General features: G+C 65.8%; 2 protein-coding genes and 1 pseudogene. All 3 read right to left on the minus strand.

From position 1 onward, the window contains the following. Positions 1–331: 331 nt before the first annotated feature. Positions 332–2056, minus strand: a complete 1725-nt coding sequence (locus EN984_RS25720) for a heparinase II/III family protein (RefSeq protein ID WP_127271388.1) — start codon at positions 2054–2056, stop codon at positions 332–334. A 148-nt stretch (positions 2057–2204) separates the two neighbouring features. Next, entirely contained in the window at positions 2205–3593 is a 1389-nt protein-coding gene (locus EN984_RS25725) for an RsmB/NOP family class I SAM-dependent RNA methyltransferase (RefSeq protein WP_128361930.1), read from the minus strand. Then, positions 3590–3842: pseudogene (locus EN984_RS25730) on the minus strand (protease HtpX); the annotation flags it as partial. The pseudogene EN984_RS25730 and the gene EN984_RS25725, both read right to left, overlap by 4 nt.

The following is a 3842-nucleotide window of genomic DNA, read 5'->3' on the forward strand; positions in this document are numbered from 1 at the left end:
GGTCTGGTGCGGGAATGTTCTTGGCGGCGACGGCCATGGGCTGGCAGCCTTTCACGACTGGTGTGATGGATGCCCGCGCCCGTAGCACATGCCGTCCGGAAATCAAACCGGCGGTCAGGTGGGGCAAGGCAACGAATCCGTATTAAAACGAAAAACCCGCCTGTGCGGCGGGTCACTGGCGCAAATCAGCACCATGGGCGAATTTGTACCATAGCTGAGGTCACCGAGTCAAGAAAAAATTCCTATCGTTGCCGACGCAAGCTGCCGATGCCGCCGAACTGGTTGTCGTCAGGCCTTTTGTTAACCTGCGTTCGAAGCCCTGCCAGGAGGATCAGTTGTTTTCCGGATGACCGGCGATGCTGGTGCGCGTCAGCTGCCAGTGGACTTCGGCGATTTCCGAGGCTTTGAAGGCAAGCACGATCTGGCGGCTGCGGCGTGGGCCGCCAAGGCCGGCGAAATAGATTGATTCCTCGACTTCCGGCACCACTTCGGCTGCTGTGAACACCCAGGTATCGGCCTGATCGGCGGCCAGCACCAGGCGGTCATGCTCGTCCTGCAAAAGGTTGATGTCGGGGTGGACATGGAAGCGGACGGTGACGAAGTCGCGGCCATTGTTGCGGATCGCTGCATTGCCGGGCCGCTGGAAGCGGTCGCGACCAGCCAGCACATTGCCGTTCGCCGACAGTTTCAGCTCGCGCTCATGCAGGAAGCCGAAGCGCGGGACATAGCCGTCATGGCGGGCGATGAAGCCCTGAACACCCTTCTGGTCGGTGCGCTTGCACTGCACGTGCTGCGGGCCGCCGATCAGCGGGGAACCGAGCAGGTCGTTGACACGCAGCGAATGGCTGAAGCGCGCCGACGAGGTGTCGTTGATGGTGGCGGTCGAGTGCGCGGCGGTGGCGCGCGCCAGCGGCCGGAATTCAGCCGCGCCATAGGTGTCGATGCCGGCATTGACGATGTAGTGCTGGCGGCCGGACGACAGTTCGAAGGCAAGGCAGCTGGCGTGTGCGGCGTTGGACACATCGACCGGCGGCGGCGGGCCGGTGTCGGCGATGACCGTGGTGCCGCCCATCGACAGGCGCTCATAGCCGGAATGCGGCGCATGCAGCAGCGGCGCGCCGGCGGTGTCGTCGTGGCGCAGAATGGTGGCGATGCGGTCGTGGATGGTGGCGCCCATGCCGTTGAAGCGGGCGAGGCTGCCATCCTGATGGCGAAAGAAGCGCAGCGCCGGCAGCATGCGGTCGATGGCGCCGATCAGCGCCTGCGGCGGCGTTTCCGCCTGGTTGGCATAGGTCTGGCGCAGCGGCAGAAGGTCGGCGAGGATTTCCAGGACAACCATCGGATTGCGCGAAATATGCCCGCCATCGGCGAGGATCTGGCGGTCGAGTTCCTCGGCAAGATTGCGGGTCGCGCCACGCAGGGCCGAGGCCGGCGCCGGCAGGGACAAGGCAGCGAAGGCGAGCGCGATGCGGGCCCGCAGCCTGTCCTTGCCGTCGGGCATTTCGCGCGCCATCGACCTGAGGTAGCGGATCTGGATGGCTACCGATTTCAGGAAGGCGCGGTAGAAAGGGAACTCGGCGCCCTGCAATACGACCGAGGAGTGCTGCAACCAGGCGATGATGCGCTTGGCCGTCGTGCCGGGCTCCCAGGCGATGCCGGAAATATGGCTGCCATGCATGGTGATCCAATCGGAGACCAGGGCGCGGGCATTGGCGGCGGCAAGCTCGGTGCCGGCGGCGCGCATATGGCGCAGCCAGCGAAAGCCGTGCAGCGTCTTCTGCCAGCCGTGATTGGGCACGCTGATCTGGAAAGGCGACTTGCCGCCGGTCTCGACGAGATGCCCCGACAGGGGATAGCGGCCGTAATAGATCTCGAGTGCGATCTGCGGGTCGGCGAGGCGCAGGTCCGGCGGCGCGATCAGCACACGTTCCGGCGTGCGGCCGGAATAGCGCCAGCGATAGACAGGCCCGGCGCGCAGGCGCCGGCGCGTTTTGCGCCAGAACTCCTTCGCGACAAGCGTCCACAGACGCGTCGTGCTGCTGGCAGCAAGTGCCAAAACCCCTCCTGATCGTCCTCTACCCCGGCGCCGAGTCTACATGATTGCACGATTCGTGCGAAGGCGAATTCCACGACCCCACGCCGGTTCACCTGGCTTTGCCCCCGATCCTACCCCAAAAAGTCAGTAAATCCGGGCAATTCAATCGCTAGCCGGCTCGCCGCATGCGAGCGGCGAAGAAGCCGTCGAGGCCCGAGCGCTCCGGCACGCCGAGCTCCAGGTCGGCGGGCGTGGTGCGCAGCGTGCCTTGCGGCGTCAGGAACGAATCGATGCCGGCGATCTCGCCTTGCCGCAGCGGATCGTTGGCGACTTCAGGCGTGCCGGCCAGAAAGGCGTGATAGAGATCCTCGCCTTCGAGCGGATCGAGCGAACAGTTGGAAAAGACGATCCTGCCGCCGGGCTTCACCAGCGTGACGGCGCGGGCGAGCAGCCTGCGTTGCAGGTCGGCCAGTTTTTCGACATCAGCCGAAGTCTTGGTCCATGGCACGTCGGGGTGCCGCCGCACCGTGCCGGTCGACGAGCAGGGTGCGTCGAGGAGAACAGCGTCGAACAGTTCTTCTGGCTCATACTTGAGCAGGTCGGCCTGAACGATTTCGGCGGACAGGCCGAGACGCTCGAGATTCTGCGTCAGCCGCACGAGCCGGTTTTTCGAGGTGTCGACGGCGGTGACCTTCGCGCCGGCAACGATCAGCTGCGCCGTCTTGCCGCCGGGCGCGGCGCAGAGATCGGCAACCCGCAATCCCGCGACATCGCCGAACAGCCGGGCCGGCAGGCTGGCCGCGGCGTCCTGGACCCACCAGGCGCCCTCGGCAAAGCCAGGCAATTCAGTGACCGGACCGACAAGATTCTCGACCCGCACCGTGCCGGTCGGCAGGACGATGCCGCCGAGTTTTTCGGCCCAGAGACCGGGATCGGCCTTGACCGAGAAGTCGACCGGCGCCTCAACGCGATGCGCTTCGAGGATCTGTCTGGCCTTCTCGTTGCCGTAGGTGGTCTTCAGCCGATCGGAAAACCACTTTGGCGCTTCGTCGGTGGCGGCAAGGGCGGCAGGCAATTCCGTTTCCTTGGCACGTGCCAGTGTGCGCAGAACGCCATTGACGAGGCCGGAGAAGCGCACCGTGCGCGGATCGGACTTGGCATGGGTCACCGCAATGTCGACGGCGGCGCTGTCGGGAATATCGAGGAACAGGATCTGGGCTGCGGCGACATGCAATATGTGCGACAAAGCGGTGGCGTTGGGCGGCAGCGGCTTTTCCAGGCGCCGCGCCAGCAGCCCTGATATGGTCATGCGATAGCGCAGCGCGGTGACCAGGATGGCGCGGACAAGGCCGCGATCGCGCATGTCGAGCGCCTTGTATTGCGGGTGGCCGTTTTCGTGATCGGTCAGCCCATCAAGCGGCGTCCTGGCGTCGATGACGGCGGCAAGCAGGCGCGCCGCCGCCTTGCGTGCGGCGAGACCGGCAACGAAGTCGCCGCCGTCCCTGTGTTCCTGATCACTTGAAACTGTGCGTCGTGGTCCTCTGTCCGCCACGCTCACGACCACCGGCCCTTGGGCCCGGTCGGATTGCGACCCCATGGGTTGGATTTGGGCTTGGCGGGCTCCGCCGGCTGCTCGGGCTGCGCTGCCTCGCCCCATGGGCCGGATGGCCGCGGTTGATCTGCCTGCCGTGGCGTCGATGCCTGGCGCGGGGCGGCCTGGGTTTCGCCTTGCATCTGCTGCGCCATCGCCTGCAAGGCTGCGATGCGGTTCTCAGTGGCGGGGGGGGGGGGGGACAGGCTGTCCATG

Source organism: Mesorhizobium sp. M7A.F.Ca.CA.004.12.1.1 (assembly GCF_003997835.1).
GTDB lineage: Bacteria > Pseudomonadota > Alphaproteobacteria > Rhizobiales > Rhizobiaceae > Mesorhizobium.